General features: G+C 47.6%; 20 protein-coding genes. 14 read left to right on the plus strand and 6 right to left on the minus strand.

The window, feature by feature from the left end; genetic code table 11:
* The first annotated feature begins 445 nt into the window (after positions 1–445).
* Positions 446–1,114, plus strand: coding sequence for a hypothetical protein (locus AAKU64_RS10865; RefSeq protein ID WP_354331251.1), 669 nt, complete (start codon positions 446–448; stop codon positions 1,112–1,114).
* Between the two features lie 126 nt (positions 1,115–1,240).
* Here AAKU64_RS10865 and maiA read toward each other — a convergent pair whose 3' ends face one another.
* From maiA to AAKU64_RS10880, 3 genes are all read right to left on the minus strand, one after another.
* Positions 1,241–1,924: a maleylacetoacetate isomerase gene (maiA, locus tag AAKU64_RS10870; RefSeq protein WP_354331249.1), complete on the minus strand. Its 684-nt coding sequence runs from the start codon at positions 1,922–1,924 to the stop codon at positions 1,241–1,243.
* Between the two features lie 101 nt (positions 1,925–2,025).
* On the minus strand, positions 2,026–2,727 hold the full coding sequence (locus AAKU64_RS10875; RefSeq protein WP_354331247.1) for a fumarylacetoacetate hydrolase family protein: 702 nt from the start codon (positions 2,725–2,727) through the stop codon (positions 2,026–2,028).
* Positions 2,728–2,774: 47 nt separating this feature from the next.
* Positions 2,775–5,387 (minus strand): DUF349 domain-containing protein, encoded by a 2,613-nt coding sequence (locus AAKU64_RS10880; protein WP_354362137.1) that lies wholly within the window; start codon positions 5,385–5,387, stop codon positions 2,775–2,777.
* A gap of 562 nt (positions 5,388–5,949) precedes the next feature.
* Here AAKU64_RS10880 and urtA point away from each other — a divergent pair.
* The 12 genes from urtA to AAKU64_RS10940 all read left to right on the plus strand — a co-directional run bounded on the left by urtA (position 5,950) and on the right by AAKU64_RS10940 (position 19,434).
* Positions 5,950–7,203 (plus strand): urea ABC transporter substrate-binding protein, encoded by a 1,254-nt coding sequence (urtA, locus tag AAKU64_RS10885; protein ID WP_322121489.1) that lies wholly within the window; start codon positions 5,950–5,952, stop codon positions 7,201–7,203.
* Between the two features lie 358 nt (positions 7,204–7,561).
* Positions 7,562–9,163: an urea ABC transporter permease subunit UrtB gene (urtB, locus tag AAKU64_RS10890; protein ID WP_354331245.1), complete on the plus strand. Its 1,602-nt coding sequence runs from the start codon at positions 7,562–7,564 to the stop codon at positions 9,161–9,163.
* Complete coding sequence (urtC, locus tag AAKU64_RS10895; protein WP_354362138.1) at positions 9,160–10,308, plus strand: urea ABC transporter permease subunit UrtC; 1,149 nt, start codon at positions 9,160–9,162, stop codon at positions 10,306–10,308. The genes urtB and urtC overlap by 4 nt, the downstream gene beginning before the upstream one ends.
* Positions 10,305–11,156 carry an urea ABC transporter ATP-binding protein UrtD gene (gene urtD, locus AAKU64_RS10900; protein WP_354362139.1) on the plus strand — a complete coding sequence of 284 codons (852 nt, stop codon included), beginning with the start codon at positions 10,305–10,307 and terminating at the stop codon, positions 11,154–11,156. The genes urtC and urtD overlap by 4 nt, the downstream gene beginning before the upstream one ends.
* 65 nt (positions 11,157–11,221) lie before the next feature.
* Positions 11,222–11,920, plus strand: a complete 699-nt coding sequence (urtE, locus tag AAKU64_RS10905; RefSeq protein ID WP_354362140.1) for an urea ABC transporter ATP-binding subunit UrtE — start codon at positions 11,222–11,224, stop codon at positions 11,918–11,920.
* A gap of 7 nt (positions 11,921–11,927) precedes the next feature.
* Positions 11,928–12,821 carry an urease accessory protein UreD gene (locus AAKU64_RS10910; RefSeq protein ID WP_354331237.1) on the plus strand — a complete coding sequence of 298 codons (894 nt, stop codon included), beginning with the start codon at positions 11,928–11,930 and terminating at the stop codon, positions 12,819–12,821.
* A 66-nt stretch (positions 12,822–12,887) separates the two neighbouring features.
* Positions 12,888–13,190: an urease subunit gamma gene (locus AAKU64_RS10915; protein WP_322121483.1), complete on the plus strand. Its 303-nt coding sequence runs from the start codon at positions 12,888–12,890 to the stop codon at positions 13,188–13,190.
* A gap of 9 nt (positions 13,191–13,199) precedes the next feature.
* Complete coding sequence (locus AAKU64_RS10920; protein ID WP_354331234.1) at positions 13,200–13,505, plus strand: urease subunit beta; 306 nt, start codon at positions 13,200–13,202, stop codon at positions 13,503–13,505.
* The gene (gene ureC, locus AAKU64_RS10925) at positions 13,499–15,199 is read left to right on the plus strand and encodes an urease subunit alpha (protein ID WP_354331296.1); all 1,701 of its coding nucleotides are present in this window, start codon (positions 13,499–13,501) and stop codon (positions 15,197–15,199) included. The genes AAKU64_RS10920 and ureC overlap by 7 nt, the downstream gene beginning before the upstream one ends.
* A 532-nt stretch (positions 15,200–15,731) precedes the next feature.
* Positions 15,732–17,051, plus strand: a complete 1,320-nt coding sequence (locus tag AAKU64_RS10930; protein ID WP_354362141.1) for a TRZ/ATZ family hydrolase — start codon at positions 15,732–15,734, stop codon at positions 17,049–17,051.
* Positions 17,052–17,250: 199 nt separating this feature from the next.
* Positions 17,251–17,619: a hypothetical protein gene (locus tag AAKU64_RS10935; RefSeq protein WP_354331230.1), complete on the plus strand. Its 369-nt coding sequence runs from the start codon at positions 17,251–17,253 to the stop codon at positions 17,617–17,619.
* Between the two features lie 18 nt (positions 17,620–17,637).
* Positions 17,638–19,434 (plus strand): M14 family metallopeptidase, encoded by a 1,797-nt coding sequence (locus tag AAKU64_RS10940; RefSeq protein WP_354362142.1) that lies wholly within the window; start codon positions 17,638–17,640, stop codon positions 19,432–19,434.
* Positions 19,435–19,501: 67 nt separating this feature from the next.
* Here the strand turns inward: AAKU64_RS10940 and AAKU64_RS10945 are convergent, their stop codons facing one another.
* Positions 19,502–19,936 (minus strand): hypothetical protein, encoded by a 435-nt coding sequence (locus tag AAKU64_RS10945; protein WP_354331227.1) that lies wholly within the window; start codon positions 19,934–19,936, stop codon positions 19,502–19,504.
* A 190-nt stretch (positions 19,937–20,126) separates the two neighbouring features.
* Positions 20,127–21,365, minus strand: coding sequence for a spore maturation protein (locus AAKU64_RS10950; RefSeq protein WP_354331225.1), 1,239 nt, complete (start codon positions 21,363–21,365; stop codon positions 20,127–20,129).
* A 416-nt stretch (positions 21,366–21,781) separates the two neighbouring features.
* Here AAKU64_RS10950 and AAKU64_RS10955 point away from each other — a divergent pair, with 416 nt between their 5' ends.
* Positions 21,782–22,318 (plus strand): hypothetical protein, encoded by a 537-nt coding sequence (locus AAKU64_RS10955; protein WP_354362143.1) that lies wholly within the window; start codon positions 21,782–21,784, stop codon positions 22,316–22,318.
* Between the two features lie 100 nt (positions 22,319–22,418).
* Here the strand turns inward: AAKU64_RS10955 and AAKU64_RS10960 are convergent, their stop codons facing one another.
* Positions 22,419–23,075, minus strand: coding sequence for a DUF1345 domain-containing protein (locus AAKU64_RS10960; protein ID WP_354362144.1), 657 nt, complete (start codon positions 23,073–23,075; stop codon positions 22,419–22,421).
* Positions 23,076–23,225: the final 150 nt, after the last annotated feature.

Consider the following 23,225-nt stretch of genomic DNA (forward strand, 5'->3'; position numbering starts at 1 on the left):
CAATTGCGATTGATAGTCAGGTATTAAGAGTACAGGTATAGCACCGTTTAGTAGCAAACTTAACTGAGTCTAAACGGGTGAAGAGGTAGAAGCAAGTCGCACTGCAATGCCGCACTGCACTGCCGCATTGCACTGCATTACTTACTGGTGACTAAATATGCTCGTATACGATAAATCGATCTGCAGCAGAGTTATCACGACGAACTTTTAAATGAGATAAATCATATTTTTTGCATCTGCGTAATAACTAGCCTAAGTATCGCCGATCCAGTGATGATGTTGAATCGATGCTTAACCAATACCGAGTCAATGTTGAAAATTTGAGACTAAACGCGCAATTTAGTTGTCATTTTTAAAAAAAATGTACTTGCTCTTGATTATCGTCATTGCTTCACATAAGATGAAGTAAGAAAAAAATTTAACCCAAGCAACAGGGAGAAAACTGATGAAGTCTCAACACAGTAAGATGCCCGGCTTGTTGGCTCAAATGCATGTTCAACCCCACATGCAAACGCCAATACCTTACCAGTGGCTGGCCTCTGGTATTGGATTAGATGAAGTAAAAAAGACAGGTATCGGTAATTATTTGTTAGATGACCTGATATCTAGCTGCTCTGTGAGCAAAAACGATGATGACTTGATCGACTTCCTTGATGAAGATACCGACGTCGACGACCCCAAATTGGGAGCAATTCCCTGGAAAATTTTAATCGCTGATGACGACAGCAACGTGCATGACACAACTTTGCTCGCGCTCAGCGGAGTGCAAATACATGGCAGACCGTTAGAATTTTTACACGCGTATTCTGCAAGAGAAGCCAGACAAGTGATTGTTGATCACGGTGATATCGCACTAGTGTTGCTTGATGTCGTAATGGAGACGGTGGATGCGGGACTAAAGCTGGTCAGCGTTATCCGCAATGAGCTTGGCAGAGATAATCTGCGCATTGTGCTTCGAACCGGCCAACCAGGCTATGCGCCAGAAAAAGTAGTTAATCATGAATTAGCCATTGATGGCTACACCACCAAATCAAAACTGACGCGCTCTATTTTGATTTCGGTTCTGACCGACACCTTGGGGGCAGAGTTTCCTAAGCAAGATCTGCCAAATTAGACTGTAATAAATAATTACTGAAATAAAAAAGGAATGCTGAGCAAATCAGCATTCCTTTTTTTGTTTAAGCAACGATAAGGTGCAAGGCCTAACAATCGCGTTAGTCAGTGACGCTACCCAATGACGTTATTCAGCGTCTGGCTGCATCACAGGTGACGCATTGATAAAGGCGGGGATAGTAAGACAATGCTGATTAATTCTTGTCAAAGTGGGCATCTGGCTTAGATCGCAATTGAAACGCTGTGCATTAAAAATCTGCGGTATCAGACAACAATCTGCCAGCGTCGGCGTATCACCAAAACAGAACAAACCAGTACGCGAATCGCTTGCTAATTTTTTTTCTAAGACCATCAATCCAGGCTCACACCAATGTTTGTACCAAGCCGTCTTTTGCTCATCGCTCACGCCTAAGTTTGCACTCAAATATTTGAGTACCCGCAAATTATTTACGGGGTGGATTTCACATGCGATTGCCAGCGCGAATGCACGTATATGGGCACGGGCTATAGCCTCTTTTGGTAACAGCGGAATCGCGGGATAAACCTCTTCCAGATATTCTATGATCGCCAATGACTGTGTGAGCGAGTTTGTCATTGAGGATGCAGTGTCCGCACTGTCGTCAGTCGATTGATCTGGCAAAAAAGCGGGTACTAAGGCATCAGGATTCAGCGAACGAAATTGTTCAGAAAATTGCTCACCACCATTTTTTACCAAATGCACAGGTATCGATTGGTAATCGAGTCCCTTGAGATTCAATGCAATCCGCACCCGATAAGATGCAGAACTGCGAAAGTAGCCATATAGTTTCATGAGATATCGAGTTGAATAATCAGTTTGATATTAAGGTTGATATGAAGGTTGATATGAAGGTTGATATTGAGATCGATGTTCGCTTAGGCAGCGTAGTCACCCTAATCGGCTTTAGCCATGCGTACTTTTAGGTCGCCCAGACCCTCAATACTTGCTTCCATCAAATCGCCGATCTTAACGGGGCCGACGCCTTCCGGTGTGCCAGAGTAGATCAAGTCACCCTCTTGCAACTCATAAAATGTAGACAGCGTCGAAATCACTTCCGCTACATTCCAGATGAGCTTTTTGATATCGCTGTCTTGCTTTTGTACGCCATTTACATCCAGATGGATATTGCCCTGCTCAATCCAACCGGTGTCAGCAATGGGATGCAACGGTGAGATGGGCGCAGAAAAATCAAATCCTTTTGCGGTATCCCAAGGGCGCCCTTGGTCTTTGGATTCCGCTTGCAAATCGCGTCTGGTCATATCCAAACCAACGGCGTAACCCCAGACGTGTCCGGCAGCGGCTTCGACTGAAATATTTTTACCGCCTTTACCAATAGCGACCACCAGCTCAACCTCGTAATGCAAATTATTGGTCATGCCGGGATAAGGCATCTCGCCGGTTTGTCCATAGGCAACTGGCAGCACGGCATCGGCTGGCTTCATAAAAAAGAATGGTGCTTCGCGGCCTGTCCAGCCCATTTCTTTTGCATGCTCAACATAGTTACGGCCAACACAGTAAATTCTATGAACAGGAAAAAGCAGCTCAGAATTAGCGACAGGCACGCTCACAACTTTAGGCGGAAATAAATAAGACATGATTTTTCTCACTAAAAATTAATCAGGCAATCTTAAATTAGGTAATCTTAAGTAAGGTTAAGCATCAACAGCTTATCCAGGCGCTGCCGTTGGGTTAGGTCTAACAGTACCGGCAAACTACACAAACGGTGCAACTGCTCTTTGGCAGCATCTGCGTTATTGCCAGATCTGAGGGCTGCTTGCAATACATCTACTTGAATTTGCAGGCGTGTTCTCGCCAGTTCTGGTGGGCTATCAATACTATTTAAAATCTCTAATTGCAAAATACTTTGTGCTGCCGAGTCCGCATTTTTTTGCAGCAGATTAGCATAGGAGGCGTCACTATTTTGTACTGCCTGACTAATCGCCGCAAACCGCTTATCTAATTCTGAATCTAATTTACCTGGTAACTTAGTTGATGGCTTTGCTGTCAGTGTTGCCTGAGATGATAATTGCTGCCATTCCGCCGAGAGTTGTGACATCAGCGTTTGTGCCTTACTCGTATCCTCTACAAAAGCTGCCTCTAGCTGCTGACACAAACGAAGCTTCGCTTGTAGCAGCTTTTTACCAGCCTGACTTTTTTCATCATGTGCTTGTTGTAAAAGTCGTTTTAATTGCGCGACGGCGTTCTCATAACGGCGATCAATTTCATTCTCTTCACCACGCGGCACATACCCGATTGAGCGCCAGGTATTTGCCGCCTCTTGCAATAATTGTTTGATTGCTGATTCGGACAAAGCGTCTGCCGACGGCGCTCGCTCTAAGCTCGTACACAAAGTTTGTTTGGCTTGCAGGTTAGCCTTGCGTTCCGCATCTGCGCTATCAGACACCGCTTTGCGTTGCGCAAACAAGCCGTCGCAGGCTGCGCGGAATTTCTCCCACAATGCTTGCTCATCTTTACGACGCAAAGGCAGAGCTTGCGCCTGCTCTTGCCAGCGCGCTTGTAAGGCACGCAACTGATCAACCGAGTCACGCTGCTGCGGATCGAGGGCGGCGACTTGCGCAATTAATTGCTCACGCGACGCGACCTCTGCTTTTCTTTGCTGCTCTAAGGGCTGTGATAAGGACTGATAAATTGCATAAAATTGTCCATCAACCCGGGCTTTATTTTTACGATCAACCGCAGATAATGTTTGCCAGGTTTGCTTCATCTGCATCGCAGTTTGTGAGATGACTTTCCAATCTGGTGCTGTCTGTATTGTCTGCAATAAGGCATCAGCAGTAATGCGCCACTCGCTTAGTTGTAGTTCAGCCTTTTCCAAATTAACTTTGCGCTCTTCTGCTAATTGCTGAAAATAAGCAGCAGCCGGTGCATAGGCCAGATTGCAGGCGGTATCAAAGCGATCCCAGATTTCTCTAGCCGCACCGCCAGTGCTAGCTTCTAAAGACTTCCAGCGCTCACGCAAGCCGCTTACTTTTTTTGCCAGATTATCAGGTTCCAATTCTTTTGATGGCAATTCTTCTGCCGCTTTGATCAGTTCATCGCGGGAGATACTGCCACCCCATTTGGCCCATGACAGTAATCGCCCAAGCTCGCTCTGGACTTTGAATAAACGTTCTTTTTGCTCTGCATTTAAGCCAGTGTGTTTGAGATCAACACCACGCAATACCTCACGCTCCAGTTTTTGCGCCAGCAACGCACTACCCTGCTCCAAGGCTGCCTCCATATCTTGGATCGCCGCCAAAATTTGCTCTGTGCTGACCTGTACCAGCTTGACTGGTTTAGCCTTTGATGAAGGCGTCGTAATTTGCGCAGGCTTTTCCGTCGATGTTGGATCAGTATGCATTGCATTAGCAGGCGCTACATCTACGCTGTCTGAAGTTTCAGCAGCGACAAATTCTGTGCTTGATTCAATCGTCGTAGCTACAGGTGCTGACACTGGTGCTGATATGTAGGTTTTAGCATCGGCTATTTTTTGCTTTTGTAGTTGCGCCCATTGTTCACGTGCGGCCTGCATTTTATGCGTGAAATCTGCCAGCAAATTTTTAGGTAAAGCCACAGCTTCTGCCTGTTGCAAGCATAAATCAAAGGCTTGCTGCCATATATCCAACTGAGCGCCATGGGCGTCGTCAGCAATCCCTTGGGATATGGTCAAATGCTGTACCAGATCCAGCACCTGTCTTTGCAGCGCCGTCTGTGCCTGCAAGCGTGTTTGCAATATCGTGTAGTGGGCATCAAATTCTGCTTTTAAAGCATCGGGAAAATGTTTGAGGCCTGCCACCAACTTATCCAGATCAGCAATTTGCTGCGGATTTAAGCTAGCTTGTAAACCCAACTGCTGCGCTTGATTGATACAGCGCAAAGCCAGTTGTTGCTGTTGATCTGCTTGCGCCAGCACATCCAAACGTGCCTGCATCAGTTTGGCAACACGCTTATCTGTGTTGCGCATTGCGCTCAGTACTTTTTGCAGCGCGGCTGCGCTGTGTACATGATTAGCCGCTTTAAAACGACCGTCAGCAAAATCACAAGATAATAACAAGCTAACGATTGCGTCTTCTGCACCGGGATTGCTTGCCAGACTCTCTAACTTAGCCAAGGCAGCGGCACGCGCCTGGGCAATTTGTTGCTGTTGATCTGCTTTGGCAACGCTCGCCAGGCTGGCAGCGTTAGCGGCGGCTAAATTGCTATTGGCAGAGGAAGATGTTGCTTTAGGTTTGCGCTTAAAAAGGAAATCGAACATGAGTGTTTGGATTGGTAGGTGGGCAAAAACTGCATGATAGCAAGATTCGGCCGAATTCGGCTGGATTCGACTTGGGGGCATGGGGTTCGGCTAGATGAAGCACTCACCCTGTCAATTCAGTATTTTCAGCAATTAAGCTTGCACCAACATCTGTCAGTTGTTGTAGATATTCTCACTACGCACGAAAGAAGGGATTTAAACCATTTCTCTGCACATATTTGTAGCAAACAAATCTAGGCTTTTGGTCTATATGGGGTTGAGTAGCTAGTAGTGAACGTAGCGCACAAGCTGGCACATAAACTGCTATTTATTTTTATTGCGTACAAATAATTCCTACTTTTAGGAAGTCCGTCACAGTGATATTGCTACGTGAAAATGGCAAAGTAATTATCGCAGCAAGTATTTGCAATGTCGTGGCTCAGTACGATGATGGTTTGCTGCGATTGTCTCTCAACCAAATAGGAATTACTCACACACTTATACATACCCAAATAAATTAGTCATCAGGCTCTCAACTACGCTCATTACTACACGTCTATTACTTCAACACCAAGGAGAAATTATGTCACGTCGTACCGTACTAAAAGCGACCGCACTCGGCGCTATGGCTTTGACTGCATCAACCTGGATGGCACAGGCATTGGCAGCAGATACGATTAAAGTCGGAATTTTACATTCGCTGTCGGGCACGATGGCAATTTCCGAGACTTCCCTCAAAGACGTGGCATTAATGACGATTGATGAGATCAATGCCAAAGGTGGCGTAATGGGTAAAAAGCTGGAGCCGGTGATCGTCGATCCCGCCTCCAATTGGCCCTTGTTTGCAGAGAAAGCGCGGCAACTGATTTCACAAGATAAGGTGTCGGTCGTGTTTGGTTGCTGGACATCGGTATCCCGTAAATCTGTCTTGCCGGTATTTAAAGAACTTAATAGCCTGCTGTTCTACCCTGTGCAGTACGAGGGTGAAGAGCTAGAGAAAAACGTGTTTTACACTGGTGCCGCCCCAAATCAACAAGCGATACCAGCGGTGGAATATCTGATGTCAAAAGAAGGCGGCGGAGCCAAGCGCTTTGTTCTGCTCGGCACTGACTATGTTTATCCACGCACTACCAACAAAATCTTACGGTCCTTTTTGCACAGCAAGGGCGTGAAGGATACTGATATTGACGAGGCCTACACCCCGTTTGGTCATTCTGATTATCAGACGATTGTTGCCAATATCAAGAAATTCTCCGCTGGTGGCAAAACTGCCGTCATCTCCACGATCAATGGCGACTCCAACGTACCGTTTTATAAAGAATTGGGTAATGCAGGTCTGAAAGCGACCGACGTCCCTGTCGTCGCCTTCTCAGTCGGCGAGGAAGAACTACGCGGTGTTGATACCAAGCCCTTAGTCGGCCATCTGGCAGCTTGGAATTATTTTGAGTCGGTAAAAAATCCGGTCAACACCGAGTTCATTAAAAAATGGAAAGACTACGCGGTCGCCAAAAAATTACCGAATGCAGCTACCGCTGTGACTAACGATCCGATGGAAGCGACGTATGTCGGTATCTATATGTGGAAGCAAGCAGTAGAAAAAGCCAAATCTACTGATACCGACAAAGTAATTGCAGCAATGGGCGGACAAACCTTTAAAGCACCGTCTGGCTTTGTCTTAAGCATGGATGCAACCAATCATCATTTACATAAGCCAGTAATGATCGGTGAGATCAAAGCGGATGGCCAGTTCAATGTCGTTTATAAAACGAAAGAAACTATTCGCGCACAACCTTGGAGTCCGTACATCCCTGGTAATGAGGCAAAGCAAAAAATGTAATAGCGCGATAGTGATAGCGGGGCTTCAAAAAAACTATCTGCTTGTCCGTCGCTCCTGCTAGCTAGGCAGAAGTCCAGAGACGTGTTGTCATCCACATACGTCTCTGGATTCCTACTAAAAGCACGCAGGAATGACGCGCATCGTATTAGGTCGTATTAAGTCGTATTTAATTATTTTGTGGGCTCTTAATTAACTGGTTTTTAGAAATTTCTAATTTTCAACGTCCAATGATTTGGCGGTCTCCAGACCATAATTGGCCTGGAAGCCGCAGAAATAATGGACATCCTTTTTGTACTTTTGTACCTTCATCTCTGTAAGGTAAGTCTGGCAGTACTCAAAATCGACCTCAAAATATCCTATGAAAATATTCCAATTCAGTATTTTGACTGTCCTGTTTTGCATGAGTTGCGCCGCGCAAGCTGCGATTGATGCCAAACTTTTACAAGGCTTAAACAGCGATGATCCCGATACCCGTATCGCCGCAGTCACCGAGATAGCAGCACTGGCAAATGACGATAGCAGCAAAGTTTTAAATGCACTCAAAAGCGAATCGCTATACACCACAACAGACGGCGCAGTTTTGATCGTCGATGGCGACAATGCCTACAATCCCGCCACCGGAAAATCCAGTAAATTACCCGACGGTAGCGATGCGATCAGTATCAATAATCGTCTGCGTGGTGCTATCGACAATGCCCTCTCCGGCCTGAAGTTATTTTCTGCAGACAAATCTGTACGCCTGGCAGCAGCCACTAGCTTGCAAACCGATGCCAGCTTGGAACAGCTACCGCTCATCAGCAAAGCCTATGCAAAAGAATCCGATCCCGAGGTGAAATCGCTTTTACAACTGGTGATTGCCACCGCTAACCTGCAATCACCCGGTGCAGCGCAACGTAAAGCCGCTGTCACTTCCTTAGTCGGCAGCAGTAATGCCAAGCTCAAACCTTTGCTGCAAAAAATGCTGGATAAAAATCCCAACGGTAGTTTTATTGAAGCAGATGCCAGCATCCGGACAGAGGTCAGCGCGACCTTAAAAGCCATTGATTCCCGGCTGGCACGTACCGAGTTCATTGGTAATTTATTCTATGGTGTGTCCCTAGGTAGCGTCTTACTACTCACCGCGCTGGGCCTTGCGATTACCTTTGGTTTGATGGGCATCATCAATATGGCGCATGGCGAGTTATTGATGATCGGTGCTTACACTACCTATGTCGTGCAAATGCTATTCCGCAAATTCATCCCTGGTGCGCTGGACGCCTATTTGATCGTCGCGCTACCTGCCGCTTTTATTGTTGCTGGTGCGGTGGGGATTTTTTTAGAACGTACTGTCATTCGTTGGCTATACGGCCGACCGCTAGAAACCTTACTCTGTACCTGGGGTATTAGCCTGATGCTGATGCAAACGGTACGCACTATTTTCGGCGCGCAAAATGTGGAGGTTTCTAATCCATCCTGGATGTCTGGTGGCATTACGGTGTTGGGATCGCTGGTATTGTCGTACAACCGCATCTTCATCATTTTTTTCGCCTTCATCGTCGTGTTTGTCGTCTGGCTAATTTTGAACAAAACCAGAATGGGTTTGTTCGTTCGGGCCGTGACACAAAATCGTCGTATGGCGGATTGCGTTGGCGTCGCTACCGGCAAAATTGATATGCTGACTTTTGGCTTGGGCTCGGGTATTGCCGGCTTGGGTGGTGTCGCCTTGTCGCAGTTAGGCAATGTCGGCCCTGATCTGGGTCAAAGCTATATCGTTGATTCGTTTATGGTGGTCGTACTGGGCGGCGTCGGTCAATTGGCGGGCACCGTCATTGCCGCCATCGGCTTGGGCGAAGTGAATAAATTTTTAGAACCCGTTGCCGGTGCGGTGATGGCAAAAATCGTCATCCTGGTATTCATCATTGTCTTCATCCAACGTAGACCACAAGGTTTATTCGCACTGAAAGGCAGGAGTGTCGAATGATCAGCGCCCCAACACAAAGCTATAACAATCCTTCCTTCTTCTCACGTCCGGCCTGGACCGGCATCATCGTTTGTGTCCTTATTGCCGCCCTGTTGCCCATACTTAATTTAAGTTTTCCAGCGGGTCATACCTTACACATTTCCAGCTATACGATTGCCCTGATCGGTAAGTTTATGTGCTACGCGATGGCGGCGCTGGCACTTGATCTGGTCTGGGGTTACACCGGTATTTTATCGCTGGGTCATGGTGTATTTTTTGCGCTAGGTGGCTATGCGCATGGCATGTATTTGATGCGGGCAATTGGCCGCGATGGCGTGTATCAAAGTGACTTACCGGACTTTATGGTGTTCCTCGATTGGAAAACCTATCCATGGTATTGGTCAATGACCGATAACTTCTGGTATTGCATGGCGCTGGTCGTATTGGTACCCGGTGTACTGGCGTTTGTATTTGGTTTTTTTGCCTTCCGCTCACGAATTAAGGGTGTGTATTTCTCTATCATTACCCAAGCGATGACCTTTGCTTTTATGTTGCTATTTTTCCGCAATAACACTGGCTTTGGTGGCAATAACGGCTTCACCGATTTCAAACGGATACTGGGTTTTAACATTACTGCGCCCGGCACCAAAGCCGCTTTATATCTGATCACCTTAGCCGCCCTATTTAGCGCTCTGATGTTATGCCGCTGGATCGTTACATCCAAACTGGGGCGGGTGCTGCAAGCAGTGCGTGATTCGGAATCACGTCTAATGTTTATCGGTTACAACCCGCTTTGGTTCAAGCTGTTTGTCTGGACTTTATCTGCGGTGTTGTGCGGAATTGCTGGTGCCTTGTACGTGCCGCAAGTCGGCATCATCAATCCATCTGAAATGTCGCCTGGTAATTCGATAGAAATGGTGATCTGGGCGGCAGTCGGCGGACGAGGAACATTACTAGGACCGATCATTGGTGCCTTCACGGTGAACGGATTAAAAAGCTGGTTCACTGGTGCTTTCCCAGACTTGTGGTTGTACGCGCTGGGTCTGATTTTTATTTTAGTCACGCTGTTTATGCAACAAGGTATTTTGGGTGTTGCTAAACAAATCAGTGATAAGTTTAAAAGCAAGTTTAAAAACAAGTCCCAAAAAAATAAGGAGGCAGTATGAGCGAGTACAGCACCGTACTGCAGCCTGGCCAAACCTACGATAGCGCAACTGGTGACGCAACAGCCTCTTTTGAACGAGTCAAATCCAATCAGGTTGATACCAGCCACGGCGCAATCTTGTACTTGGAAGACATCACCGTATCGTTTGATGGATTTAAAGCGATCAACAATTTAAATCTGGATATTTCGGTCGGTGAATTGCGTTGCATTATCGGTCCCAATGGCGCGGGCAAAACTACGATGATGGATATCATCACCGGAAAAACCAAACCAACATCAGGTAAAGTTTTTTTTGGTCAGAGCATGGATCTGACCAAAATGACGGAAGTAGAAATCGCGCATGCGGGTATTGGTCGTAAATTCCAGCGTCCTACCGTTTTTGAGCAGCACACTGTCTTCGACAATCTGGAACTGGCGATGAAGATGGATAAGCGCGTCAAGACCACATTATTCGCCAAATTGAATAGCGAACAACGCGGCAAGATAGACAATATCTTGCAACTAATACGCCTGAATGGACAAGAAAATAGATTGGCAGGTTTGCTGTCTCATGGTCAAAAACAATGGCTGGAAATCGGCATGCTATTGATTCAGGAACCGCAATTAATCTTGCTGGATGAACCCGTCGCCGGGATGTCCGATGCAGAAACTGCGCGTACGGCTGAGCTACTCAACGAGCTGCGCGGTAAGCACTCAATTATGGTGGTAGAACACGATATGGGGTTTGTCACCGAGATCGCGCAACAAGGCAAAGTCACCGTGCTGCATGAAGGTTCCGTGCTAGCCCAAGGCACGATGCAGCAAGTGCAGGCAGACGAAAAAGTAATTGAAGTGTATTTGGGGCGTTAAGTTCTAGCTATAGCCAAAATGTCCCGTCTAACACTGACGAAAATGTATTAATACCGGAATCAGACATGCTACAAGTCGAACAAGTACATCAACACTATGGCTCATCCCATACTTTGCGGGGTATTTCTCTTAGCGTTAAAAAAGGGGAGTGTTTGTCGCTACTCGGACGTAATGGGGTTGGTAAAACGACGCTATTAAAATGTCTGATGGGTGTGCTCCCATTATCCCAAGGCAGCATAGAGCTGGACGGTAAAAATATCAGTAAATTGTCGCCGCATGAAAGAGCAAAACTAGGTATTGCCTACGTACCGCAAGGTCGTGAAATTTTTGCCAGACTCACAGTTGAAGAAAATTTGCTAATGGGCATGGCAACGCTGTCGAGCAAAAAAGCATCGACCATCAAAGGCGAAGTTTATGAACTTTTTCCCGTATTAAAAGAAATGCTGCAACGTCGCGGCGGTGATTTATCAGGCGGTCAACAACAACAGTTGGCGATAGCGCGGGCCTTGCTGGCAGAGCCCAAACTGATCATTCTGGACGAACCGACCGAAGGCATTCAACCCTCCATCATCAAAGACATCGGCCGCTTGATCCGCCTGCTGCGTGAGCGCGGTGATATGGGGATTTTATTGTGTGAGCAATATTTTGATTTTGCCCGCGAACTGGCCGATCATTTTGTGATTTTAAATCGTGGCGAGGTAGTCGCCTCTGGTGATCAAAATTTAATGGATGGGGATGACGTAAAGCGGCACTTGGCGGTATAGTAAAGGCATGATACTTACTGATTTATCCCCCTCCATTATTCACGATCATGCCGCAGCTAAAAAGCAGCACTGGCAAGCCAAACTGCAACTTGGCTTTAGCGATGATCAGGGCGTTACCCGACTGACCGAACGTAATCATACCGGCCCGCTGCGAGTACAAAAACCCCTGTACCCAGAAGGCCAAAAAATTTGCCACGCCATCATCATCCATCCACCCGGTGGGGTAGTCGGTGGCGATCAGCTCAGCATTAAAGCGGCACTTGGAGTAGCAAGCCACGCTCTCATCACCACCCCGGGCGCGGCCAAATGGTATCGCAGCAACGGGTATACATCGCAGCAGCATATTCATCTGCTGGCAGAAGCCGGTGCCAAGCTGGAATGGTTGCCGCAAGAGACGATATTTTTTGATGATGCGCAAGTCGACTTACATCAGACAATTCAACTGGCACAAGACGCCTGCTACATCGGTAGCGACATCCTGTGCTTTGGGCGCACCGCATCAGGCGAGAGCTATCGTAGCGGAAAAATAAAACAACATACCCGAATAGAACGCGCAGGCAAACTGATCTGGCATGAGCAAGGCAGCATACGAGGCGGTAGCGCAGCGATGTCCAGCCGCATGGGCTTGGCAGGCAATACCGTTTGCGCCACGGTGATTGCCAGCCCGGCACCGCTCAATGCGGCAGGCTTGCAAGCGCTGCGGGATCAAACCCACAATTGGTTGCAGCAAGCCGAGGCAGGTGCACAATGCGGCGTATCGCAATTAAAATCCTTATTGGTGGCACGCTACCTTGGCAATTCGAGTGAAACAGCCAAACAATGGATGACCATGGTCTGGCAACATTTACGCCCTACTCTCATGCAAGAAAACGCCGTCATACCGCGCATCTGGAACACATGAGAAACCAGTAAAAATTCGCCCTAAAATTAAGACGAACTACTCAAGCAACACCCGAAAGGAAAATACATGGATCTCACTCCCCGCGAAAAAGATAAGTTGCTCATCTTTACCGCTGCCTTGTTAGCAGAACGCCGTCAGGCACGCGGCCTCAAACTTAATTATCCAGAGGCTGTTGCCCTGATCACTGCCGCCATCATGGAAGGTGCGCGCGATGGCAAAACTGTGGCGCAACTGATGTCTTATGGCACCCAAATCCTGACCCGTGCCGACGTCATGGATGGCATCCCCGAAATGATCCCCGATATTCAGGTAGAAGCGACCTTCCCTGACGGTACCAAACTGGTCACCGTGCATCACCCCATTCCATAGGACCCCATCATGACCCCAGGCGAAATGCTGATAGAACCCGGCGATATCGAACTCAATGTCGGTCGTGCGACCACCACGCTGGTGGTCTCCAATAGTGGTGACAGACCTATACAGGTCGGCTCCCATTTTCATTTTTTTGAAACTAATCCGGCATTGCAATTTGAGCGTCAGACAGCTTATGGCATGCGGCTCAATATTGCTGCAGGTACCGCCGTCCGGTTTGAACCAGGCCAGCAACGTACGATTGAACTAGTCGCGCTGGCGGGGGACCGCAAAGTGTATGGCTTCAACGGTAAAGTGATGGGGGCATTATGAAAATTTCCAGACAAGCCTATGCAGAAATGTTTGGCCCCACCACGGGTGACCGTATACGCCTGGCGGATACTGGCCTGTTTATTGAAATCGAAAAAGACTTCGCGATCTATGGTGAGGAAGTCAAATTCGGCGGCGGCAAAGTGATCCGCGACGGCATGGGGCAATCGCAGCGTCCACATGCCGAGGTAATGGACACCGTCATCACCAACGCAGTGATTCTGGATCACTGGGGTATCGTCAAAGCGGACATTGGTTTAAAAAACGGCCTGATCGCCAAGATCGGTAAAGCAGGCAATCCAGATATCCAGTCGGGTGTTGATATGGCCATCGGTGGTGCGACTGAAATCATTGCGGGCGAAGGTATGATCGTCACCGCAGGCGGAATCGATTCACATATCCATTTCATTTGTCCGCAACAAATTGAAGAAGCATTGATGAGCGGCGTGACCACGATGCTGGGCGGCGGTACTGGCCCAGCAGTCGGCACCGCAGCTACAACCTGTACGCCGGGACCGTGGCATTTACATTCGATGCTGATGGCGGCAGATGCCTTCCCGATGAACCTCGGCTTTTTGGGTAAGGGTAATGTCAGCCTGCCCTTGCCTCTGGAAGAACAAATCCTGGCGGGCGCAATCGGTCTGAAGCTACATGAAGACTGGGGTACGACGCCGGCAGCGATTGACAACTGCCTAAGTGTGGCAGACCGCATGGATGTGCAAGTAGCGATCCATAGCGACACCTTAAACGAAGGCGGTTTTTTAGAACACACGCTGGCGGCGTTTAAAGACCGGACTATTCACACCTTCCATACAGAGGGTGCAGGCGGTGGTCACGCGCCCGACATCATTGCAGCAGTGGGTGAAAGTAACGTGCTCCCCTCCTCCACCAATCCGACGCGTCCTTACACGGTCAACACGCTGGACGAACATTTAGACATGCTGATGGTCTGCCATCATCTCGACCCTGCAATTGCAGAAGATATCGCCTTCGCCGAATCTCGCATCCGGCGCGAGACCATCGCTGCTGAAGATATCCTGCATGACATCGGCGCGATCTCCATGATGTCATCCGATTCGCAAGCCATGGGACGCGTGGGCGAAGTCATTATGCGTACCTGGCAAACCGCCGACAAGATGAAGCAGCAACGTGGTTCTCTACCAGAAGATAACGAGCGCAATGACAACTTCCGCGCCAAGCGCTATATCGCTAAATATACGATCAATCCAGCCATCACCCACGGGATTGCGCATGTAGTCGGTTCGCTGGAAGTCGGAAAAATCGCCGATATCGTACTCTGGAAGCCCGCCTTCTTTGGCGTCAAACCATCGTTGATCATCAAAGGCGGTATGATCGCTGCTGCTCAGATGGGCGACCCCAACGCCTCTATCCCAACACCACAACCGGTGCATTACCGCATGATGTTTGGTGCGTTTGGAGGCGGCTTAAAAAAATCCTTCACCTTTGTATCGCAAGCGGCATTTGATGCTGGCCTAGGCGAACAACTCAAACTCAACAAGACCTTAATCCCGGTTAAAAATACCCGCAACATCCGCAAAAAAGACATGATCCACAACGGATTAACGCCCAAAATGGAAGTCGATTCAGAAACTTATGAAGTCCGTGCCAATGGAGAATTGTTGGTCTGCGAACCGGCAAAAATTTTGCCAATGGCGCAGCGATATTTCTTATTTTAGTTTTGGTAAAAATTCGGTTTAGAGTGACTTCGTATCGCATCTAGCTTCACCGATACAAAACAGATTACCATCGCTAAACTAGCTATTAGCGATGGTTATTTTTTCACTTATCCGTGACAAAATTCATATACTCCCCCCTTATTTTTTAAAATAGGTCTTATCGTCCAATGATTATATGGACACTTTAAATTACTTACCTAGAGTATATTTTTTAGATGCTGACTATCGAGCTCATTGCACAGCACAATACGATTAATGGCGCAGTCACACAAAAGAATTTTTCATGCTGGTATTAACATTAACTAGCGTCGAAATAATCAAAGTAAAGCACATGATTGCATCCATCTTTTAAACCACACTTGTCATCTGTGCGGCTAATCAGTATTCGCGGATCAATAGAAAATCTTGGTCTCAATCCATCTGTGAACAAGGGCGATACAATAAGTCTTCATAAGCACTTCATTAAACCTGCTTCATCCAGCGTCATCCCGCTATAATCTACGGTACTTACACAACCGAATACACTAATCCCATGACAAAAATCACCTGCATTTATCCACAATATCTGATCCCGGTTGAGCCGCGTACCACCGTGTTGACTCATCATGCATTAGTGATGCAGGACGACAAAATTCTTGCGGTGTTGCCCGCCGATCAGGCGCGCCAGCAATATGCCAGCGCGCAACATCTGGAGATGCCTGAGCACGCTTTGCTGCCCGGCTTGATCAATCTGCATGCCCACTCTGCGATGAGTTTACTGCGCGGTCTGGCAGATGATTTATCTTTGATGGATTGGCTCAACCATCACATCTGGCCAGCAGAGAAGAAGCATGTCTCGGATGAGTTTGTGTTTGATGGTAGCGTGCATGCGATGGCGGAAATGATCCGTGGTGGCACAACGACGGTCAACGATATGTACTTCTGCCACGAGGCGGTAGCGCGCGCTGGTGTGCACACCGGCATGCGCACCATCGTTGGTTGCAGTATTTTAGAATTCCCAACCGTGTATGCGAATGATGCCGATGAATACATCAGCAAAGCGCTGGCAGCTCGTCAATCATTTGTCGGGCAAGCCGGTATTAGCTTCCGCCTTGCGCCGCATGCACCGTACACCGTAGCCGATGAGACTTTTAGCAAAATCATTGCGCTGTCTGAAAAACTAGGTATCGATATCCATTGCCATATTCATGAAACTCAGGACGAGGTCGATACCAGCCTCAAACAATACGGCATGCGTCCGCTAGAGCGCTTGCATCAACTCGGACTCCTCAGCCCTGCCCTGATCGCTGCGCATGTGGTGCATGCCAACGATGCCGAAATCGCGCTACTGGCAAGGCAAGGTGTGCATGTCGCGCATAATCCTGCCAGCAATCTGAAACTCGCGTCTGGCTTTGCCCGTGTGCATGATATGCAAACAGCGGGTATTCAGGTCGGTATTGGTACCGATGGCGCAGCCAGTAATAACAAGCTCGATTTGCTGGGTGATCTGCGTATGGCAGCGCTGCTGTCCAAAGCACAATCCGGCAACCCAACCGCACTCAATGCCAGTATCGCACTGGAAATGGCAACATTGTCTGGTGCCAAAGCATTGGGCATGGATCAGCAAATCGGTAGCTTGGTCGCAGGCAAACAAGCTGACCTGATCGCCATTGATTTGTCCGCAATAGAAACGCAACCTCTGTTCGATCCGATATCGCAAATAGTCTACGCAGCTGGGCGAGAACAAATCAGCCACGTCTGGGTCAATGGCAAGTGTCTGATGAGCGACAGAGTATTCTGCGATTTGCAGATGGATCAGTTATTAGATAAGGCGCGTTGGTGGCAGAAAAAGATCGCTGTTGCTACGGTATAAAAACAACGGTTATCTGTAGGGTGCGCCACGCGCACCAATAGCTTTGTAGAGCAAGATCAAATTGCACAGCGATGCGCATGGCGCACCCTACGACTAAAAACTTATTTACATCGCCCAATTTACGCTACCTACCGAACAAGCTTAGCAACTGATCCGCAAAAAGCAACAACGCCAAATATTTTAAATCAGAGGAACACACGTGAAAAAAATCTCCCTCCGCTTCGCTCTAATTTCTCTCATCTCCTTCAGCGCTTCCATAGCAGCATCGGCTGTGTATGCAGGTGACTCGGATCTCTGTAAATCCATTTGCGCATCTGAGAAAAAAGAATGCCGCGCCAACGCAGACACACAAACAAAATTTGATACTGACCCAATGATCAGCGCATCATCAGGTAGCAGAAATCCAAATGACTCAAACCATGATCGCTTAGCCGATACGATCCGCAATAAAGAAGTCGCGAATAAGGATTTTATGAATCGCAAATTAGAGCGTTATCGGGCATGCGACGATAAAAATCTTCAATGCATCAACACATGCACTAACACATCCTCTGCACCTAAAAAATAACTCCCAGAAAGTGATCTGATGTTGATGTCTTCACGCCTCTTGTTTTGCCTGCTGTCCGTGGCTACGTTATCTGTTACAAGCAACACAGCCAATAGCGCGACGCCGCTTAAGAATAATCTGACTACACTCTCTGAACGTTCTGGCTTCGTCAAAACAGGACGTTATGATGAAGTCATCGCGCTTTGCGCAGAATTCCAGAAAGCCTATCCAACTGCCGTGCGCTGCATTGAGTTTGGCCGTACACCAGAAGGCCGGCCCATGCTGGCACTAATCGCCTCACGCACAGGGGCATTGACGGCAACAGAAGCACAGCAGCGTAATATACCTGTCGTACTGATACAGGGTGGAATACATGCGGGTGAAATTGATGGAAAAGATGCCGGTTTTTTAGCGCTGCGCGAGACTTTAGAAAACACTGCTGCCAAAGGCGCATTGGATAAGCAGGTACTAATTTTTGTTCCTGTGTTTAATATCGATGGTCATGAACGCTTTGGTCGATGGAACCGGCCAAATCAGCAAGGGCCAGAAGAAATGGGCTGGCGCACGACCGCACAAAACTTCAATTTAAATCGGGATTACGTCAAAGCCGATTCTCCCGAAATGCAGTCCATGCTCAAGCTGATCAATGAGTGGGACCCGCTTGCCACGGTTGATTTGCATGTGACCGACGGCGCTAAATTTGAACATGATATTTCGATACAAGTAGAGCCGGTCAATTCTGGCGACGCCAACTTACGCGCATCTGGCAAACAATTACGCGATGCGGTGATTACCGATCTGGCAAAGCAAGGTTCTCTGCCATTACCCTTTTATATGTCGTTTGAAAAAGAGGATGATCCTATGTCCGGCTTTGCGGATAATGTGCCGACAGCCCGGTTTTCGCATGGCTATTTTGTACTGCGTAATCGCTATGGGATGCTGGTAGAAACGCATTCCTGGAAAGACTATCCAACCCGTGTCCGCATCACGCATAACACCATCATTTCTGTACTCAATCAGATCGCGTTGCATGGCGCTCAATGGCGCAGTTTAGCTATCGCCGCCGATGCCAGAGCCGCCACCTTGGCGGGCAAACAAGTGGTCGTCAGTTATGCCACTACTGATAAAACCATCCCTGTCGCCTTTCGCGGCTATGCTTACGAGCGAACACCATCGACTATCTCTGGCGCACTGATGACACGCTATGACGAGACCAAACCACAAGTCTGGAATGTGACCTTACGTAATGAGATAGTACCCAAAAACATCGTCACCGCACCGCAGGCAGGCTACCTGGTCAGCGCCGCGTATGCAGATGCCATTGCACAAAAACTGACACAGCATGGCATCCAATTCCGGGTACTGAAATCTGGACTAGAAGGTGCAAGGATAGAGAGCCTGCGTGCAGATAAAGTCAGTTTCACTGCCGAATCATTTGAAGGCCACCAAATGCTCACGCTAAAAGGTGGATGGAAAACCGAACAACGCACGCTGGCGCCAGGTAGTCTGTTTGTACCCATCGCCCAAGCCAAATCAAGGCTAGTTATCGAGCTATTCGAGCCCAGCGCACCCGATGCGCTAGTCAACTGGGGCTGGTTTAATAATGCCTTCGAACGCAAAGAATATATGGAAGCCTACGTCGCCGAAGAAGTCGCCCGTGAGCAATTAGCCGCAGACCCGACATTACGAAAAGAATTTGAACAACGTCTCGCCAGTGATGCCAGCTTTGCAAAAAATCCGGTCGCCAGATTAGATTTTTTTGCGCGCAGACATTCTTCCTGGGACGAACGGTTTAATTTGTATCCGGTGTTTAGAACGGCGTTGGTACCGCAGTGACGGGCTCGCAGTAATGGATTAGATTCAAACAAATTAATGAATTGGGATTGTAGCTAAAGCAATGACATCAATATGGCGACTGCCCCCAATTCAAAGCAAAGCTAAATACCACCAGCAACACATAAGGAAACGCAACCGTCGGGCGTAGTGCCTGACTTGCGTATTCCATCAATAAGCCAACTACGCCTTTACGTTCTTTCAACCATTCGATATGTAATTGGAAGGCGGAAAAATCTTCTTGAGGCGGCTGCTTGATCATCGCTTCTATCCGCAGAATACGATTACTCAGACGCGCTTGCGAGGTCCTGACGATAGCTTCCTGCAGGCACATCAACAATAATAATCCGACGATCATCACTACGCTAAAGTTAAAAACGGCAGTGGCGATAAACAAGGCGACGGCACAAAGTTTGATCAACAGACAGCTACGTTCTAAGGCTTCGATATTGTTTTGCAGGACGATCCATTCTTGCTCTAATGAGGTATTGTTTGCATCTGACATGCTGGTTTCCTTTTTTTGCTTACGAGGCAATAAAAACCATATACTCCCCCTTATTTTTCATAAATATGCTCTATTGTTCAGATAATCTATGGACAACTTAAAATACATACTAGGAGTATAGACATTTACGCTCTGCAACTCCTGATTGATTTACTCATAAAACATTCTATTCAGTGTATTAAAAATTGATCTAGTGAAAAAATAGATATGCCACAAAAATCGCTGCAACAATGCCAGCAAAGTCGGCGAGCAAACCGAATGAAATCGCATAGCGGGTTTTACGTATGCCGACCGATCCGAAATAGAGAGCGACAATATAAAACGTAGTATCGGCAGAACCTTGGAACACGCAGGCAAGGCGACCGACGAAGGAATCGACGCCATAGGTTTTCATCGCATCAACCATCAGAGCGCGTGATCCGCTGCTGCTGAGCGGCTTCATCAATGCGGTTGGTAAGGCGGGCGTAAAGTCGGTGTTGATACCGAGGTGCGAGAAGACCCAATTGAATCCGGCGACAACAAATCCGAGTACGCCAGCGTTACGCAAGATGCCAATCGCAACCAGCATACCGACTAAATAAGGGATGATGGTGATCGAGGTTTGTATGCCGCCTTTGGCACCTTCGATAAAGGCTTCATACACGTTCACTTGCTTGCGCATAGCTGCCAGCATAAAACTGACGATGATACCGAATAGCAGAAGATTGCTGCTGAGTTTAGAAAAAACTTCAATCTCAGATCGGCTCATGCATTGGCTAAGGTACCAGACCAACAAAATAATAAAGGCACTGATCCCGCCGAGCCAGCCCAATACCACACGATTCAATAAATTGATGCGCTGCCTGATGGCGACTGCAACCAATCCTACGATGGTGGCGACATAAGTGGCGATCATACAGGGGATAAAAATATCCGAAGGGTCATGCGCACCCAAGACGGCACGTTGCGCCATGATCGCCAGTGGTATCAGCGTCAGGCCAGAGGTGTGTAAGACTAAAAACATGATTTGCGCATCGCTGGCCTCATCCTTATTCGGATTTAAGCTTTGCAAACTCTCCATAGCTTTTAAGCCGAAGGGTGTGGCTGCGTTATCTAGTCCCAATAAATTGGCGGAAAAGTTCATCACCATATGACCGTTGGCCGGGTGATCTTTGGGCACGCCTGGGAAAATACGCTGAAAAAATGGTGCGATGATCTTGGCAATAAAGTTGATCGCACCAGCTTTCTCGCCGATGTTCATAATACCCAACCAGAGCGTCATGATGCCTGCCAATGGCAAAGCAATTTCCATCACGCCGATGCGGGCAGATTCAAACGTGCCGTCGATGATGCGCTTAAATACTTCGGCATCACCCAATAACAACCATTGTCCTAGCGCGGCGATAAAGCTGATGAAAAAGAATCCGGTCCAGATGTAGTTGAGTGCCATTTTTTGAGTCGTAATGTTGGGACGTGATGTTGATACGTAATGTTGATACGTAATCAGAAAACTAAAATCATGAAACTAAAAAATAATTTCATCCGAAAAACTTTATTGCCACATTCAAGTGCTAGATCCCCCCAGATTTGGATCTATCCACGCAAGCACTTTGTATCATGAAACACAACGGCATCGCCTGAATTTTTCTACCCGCATTGCTATCTAAATTGATCACTGATTTGATGACTACAAATCGGTTTCCACATTTTATAAAGACAGTGAAGCGTATCGATTATCACCGCCAACAGCTTATAGTCAGATACATTTTGTTGCATCTTTTTTGAGAAAAATGCACATCTTTGTCAGCTTTCTTGTTGCTCAGTTCGTTGTAGAGGTGTAGTCAAATTAAAGAAAAGGTGTTCATCATGCGTACTATTACTTCTTTCAACATGCTGGCAAAATCACTTGCATTGGGTGTTCTTGTTGTTGGCGCAGGTATCAGCGGCACAGCCTCTGCACAAGATCGTGATTGGAATCGCGGTGGATGGCATCAGCCACAATACAGACACGAAGTAGTTCGTAACTATAACTATGTGTATTACCCAGCCCAACGCGTGTATTACTCACCCAACAATGGCAACTGGTTTTGGGCGAATGGCGGGAATTGGCAAGCAGGTGCTCGCTTACCTGGCTATTTAAATGTTGATCTGCGCCTCGGTGGCGTGCCTGTAGTGTTGGGCTCTGATCGTCCTTATATGCAACATGCTTATGTGGAGCAAACTTACGGTCAACCATGGCGCACGGCACATTACCAACGCACTTACTATGACAACCGCTACGGTCGTTGGGATGGCTACCGTGACGATCACCGCTATGAACGCCATGAGCATGATGACCACGACAATTATCGTGATCGACATGATGATTACCAGCGTGGCGACGAGCATTACCACAACCGGTAATTTGTCACTAACCAGAGCCTTGCTGAAAGGTAGTCATTGAGGGCTTCAGAAATTCACATCAGCGCATCAGTCAGTGCCAGCATCGCAGCCAGGAATAGAGTCAATTACCGACCAGACTGGCTGCGATGTTGATTGAGAAACCGACAATCGCGACATTAAATAAAAAACTTAAGACGGATTGTCCTAATACCGTCTTACGCATCTGGCGTGTCATCACGCTGACATCGGATGTTTGTACTGCCATCGCGATGGTGAATGAAAAATATAAAAAGTCCCAGTAGTCAGGATTTTTTTCATCATCGGGAAAACGTAAAGCGGGATGCCCTTTGGGTGAGCGATAAAACACTAGCGCATAGTGAAACGTAAAAATCATCGCCACTAAACACCAAGAGCCAAATACCGTCATCGCAGTGAGTATATATTTGAGAAAACGGACGTCGGCAGATAGTCCCTTCATGTTCGACAACTCAAAAATAATGGCAACCAGACTGGCAGTTGCCGCGACCGACAAAATCACCAAAATAGCAACCGCACCTTCATGCTCTTGCTGGGCAATTTTGTTGACACTGTCGTGATTCGCGCAGCTCATCAACCAGCCCATCAAAATCAAATATCCCCATACCGCGACGTTCCAGCCAAATAGTGCGCGGGTCATCCAATCAAAATTACCGGGAAGTAGAAACGTGACTAGCAAGCCTAAAAAGAATGTCAGGCTTAACCGGGGGCGTGTATGTATAAAATTTTTAATTGAGAACATAAGAGAAATAAGGCATTCTTGAAAAACGTCGTTGCGATAGCGCGCATTTGTGCGAGGCAAATAATATAACAGCGGGCAGATAAGTAATGTCGGTAAAGTAAACGCGGATGTTTCCACCCAAACATACCTGCCGTAGTATATTAGAGCTTG

Origin of the sequence: Undibacterium sp. GrIS 1.8 (assembly GCF_040544445.1) — a bacterium.
Taxonomy (GTDB): Bacteria; Pseudomonadota; Gammaproteobacteria; order Burkholderiales; family Burkholderiaceae_D; genus Undibacterium.

Coding starts and splice junctions, on each gene's coding strand:
- AAKU64_RS10865 (WP_354331251.1), top strand. CDS start 446: ATGAAGTCTCAACACAGTAAGATGCCCGGCTTGTTGGCTCAAATGCAT.
- maiA (WP_354331249.1), bottom strand. CDS start 1,924: ATGAAACTATATGGCTACTTTCGCAGTTCTGCATCTTATCGGGTGCGG.
- AAKU64_RS10875 (WP_354331247.1), bottom strand. CDS start 2,727: ATGTCTTATTTATTTCCGCCTAAAGTTGTGAGCGTGCCTGTCGCTAAT.
- AAKU64_RS10880 (WP_354362137.1), bottom strand. CDS start 5,387: ATGTTCGATTTCCTTTTTAAGCGCAAACCTAAAGCAACATCTTCCTCT.
- urtA (WP_322121489.1), top strand. CDS start 5,950: ATGTCACGTCGTACCGTACTAAAAGCGACCGCACTCGGCGCTATGGCT.
- urtB (WP_354331245.1), top strand. CDS start 7,562: ATGAAAATATTCCAATTCAGTATTTTGACTGTCCTGTTTTGCATGAGT.
- urtC (WP_354362138.1), top strand. CDS start 9,160: ATGATCAGCGCCCCAACACAAAGCTATAACAATCCTTCCTTCTTCTCA.
- urtD (WP_354362139.1), top strand. CDS start 10,305: ATGAGCGAGTACAGCACCGTACTGCAGCCTGGCCAAACCTACGATAGC.
- urtE (WP_354362140.1), top strand. CDS start 11,222: ATGCTACAAGTCGAACAAGTACATCAACACTATGGCTCATCCCATACT.
- AAKU64_RS10910 (WP_354331237.1), top strand. CDS start 11,928: ATGATACTTACTGATTTATCCCCCTCCATTATTCACGATCATGCCGCA.
- AAKU64_RS10915 (WP_322121483.1), top strand. CDS start 12,888: ATGGATCTCACTCCCCGCGAAAAAGATAAGTTGCTCATCTTTACCGCT.
- AAKU64_RS10920 (WP_354331234.1), top strand. CDS start 13,200: ATGACCCCAGGCGAAATGCTGATAGAACCCGGCGATATCGAACTCAAT.
- AAKU64_RS10930 (WP_354362141.1), top strand. CDS start 15,732: ATGACAAAAATCACCTGCATTTATCCACAATATCTGATCCCGGTTGAG.
- AAKU64_RS10940 (WP_354362142.1), top strand. CDS start 17,638: ATGTTGATGTCTTCACGCCTCTTGTTTTGCCTGCTGTCCGTGGCTACG.
- AAKU64_RS10945 (WP_354331227.1), bottom strand. CDS start 19,936: ATGTCAGATGCAAACAATACCTCATTAGAGCAAGAATGGATCGTCCTG.
- AAKU64_RS10950 (WP_354331225.1), bottom strand. CDS start 21,365: ATGGCACTCAACTACATCTGGACCGGATTCTTTTTCATCAGCTTTATC.
- AAKU64_RS10955 (WP_354362143.1), top strand. CDS start 21,782: ATGCGTACTATTACTTCTTTCAACATGCTGGCAAAATCACTTGCATTG.
- AAKU64_RS10960 (WP_354362144.1), bottom strand. CDS start 23,075: ATGTTCTCAATTAAAAATTTTATACATACACGCCCCCGGTTAAGCCTG.